Raw genomic sequence first — 1,359 nt, forward strand, 5'->3', positions numbered from 1 at the left:
TGTGGAAGAGTAGGTCGTCGCTAGGTAATGTTCCGCGATAGCTCAACGGTGGAGCGCTCGGCTGTTAACCGATAGGTTGAAGGTTCAAATCCTTTTCGCGGAGCCATTTTTTATAATACAATAACATATTTGGTAGATATCAATAAATCTGGTGATTATGGCATGAAGGTAACACCCGTTCCCATACCGAACACGAAGGTTAAGCTTCAATGCGCCGATGGTACTGCAGGGGTAACCTTGTGGAAGAGTAGGTCGTCGCCAGATAAATATGGATCTTTAGCTCAGCTGGTTAGAGCTACCGGCTCATAACCGGTCGGTCCGGGGTTCGAGTCCCTGAAGGTCCACCATATGGGGATATAGCTCAGCTGGGAGAGCACCTGCCTTGCACGCAGGGGGTCAAGGGTTCGATTCCCTTTATCTCCACCAAGAACAGTCTATATTAGACTGTTCTTTTTGTTGTAAAATAATAATCCAAAGATAAAAAATAGAATAAAGTAGTGCTTTTATTACTATAATATTAAAGACTTCATAAGAGAGTTAAACTCTAGTGAAGTCTTGTTTTGTTGTGACAGGTATACTTATTTAAGAAAGAGTTTAAAATATTTTATATATGGTGTAGAAATTTTAAATTTCATCTTTAATATGAATATCTTAATGATCATTATAATAGAGAAAGAACAAAATGGATATGGGTTCTATTAATGAAAATTTGAATTATTAGCTAAAGCATAGTGGTTTACGAATATTTGTAAAATAGTTAAAGTAGTATATATAATTATTAATAGTTTTTATAAATAAATGAATTAAGTGTTGAAATATGGATATATTATTGTATACTTAACCATGTGTGTCAATATAATTAAAAGAAAGCATTAAAGAGTAATATCTAGTAAATAAGGATTAATAACCTTATATGATGAATGAGTAAAATATATAGTATTATGTTTATGATAGAATATTCCTTGTCGTCACAAACGAGTGGCACAGAAGTTAAATGTTGATTATGATTTAAAAAGTTTTCTTTTAGAAATTTATTTTAAAAAATACTTGACAAAACAAGAAAAACCTAGTATTATAGTAGAAGTCGTCACATGATGACAAAGCAAATTGGTCTTTGAAAATTAAACAGAGAAATAGGTAAAGAAATAAAATAATATTTTATTTTAACCAGTCAATTACTTTAGTAAAAGTAATATTTAGTCGTAAGACTAAAAAGTATGTAATGAGCTTGCTAACCAACTTAACAGATGGCGCAGATTAATTATTTCAACTAAAAAAGTGTAAACTTTTAAATTGAGAGTTTGATCCTGGCTCAGGACGAACGCTGGCGGCGTGCCTAACACATGCAAGTCGAGCGAT

The 1,359-nt window shown here is 32.8% G+C and carries 3 tRNA genes and 2 rRNA genes; all 5 read left to right on the plus strand.

The annotated features are described in order from the left end of the window. Positions 1–31: 31 nt before the first annotated feature. Positions 32–106, plus strand: a tRNA-Asn gene (locus KPL44_RS24990). Positions 107–147: 41 nt separating this feature from the next. Next, positions 148–264: ribosomal RNA gene (rrf, locus tag KPL44_RS24995) — 5S ribosomal RNA — on the plus strand. Positions 265–270: 6 nt separating this feature from the next. Continuing rightward, positions 271–347 (plus strand) — tRNA-Ile (locus KPL44_RS25000). 3 nt (positions 348–350) lie between these two features. Next, positions 351–426: transfer RNA gene (locus KPL44_RS25005), tRNA-Ala, on the plus strand. A gap of 863 nt (positions 427–1,289) precedes the next feature. Beyond that, positions 1,290–1,359 (plus strand): 16S ribosomal RNA (locus KPL44_RS25010); the annotation flags it as partial.

This window comes from Clostridium sp. DSM 17811, from assembly GCF_018861905.1.
Lineage (GTDB): Bacteria > Bacillota > Clostridia > Clostridiales > Clostridiaceae > Clostridium_AD > Clostridium_AD frigoriphilum.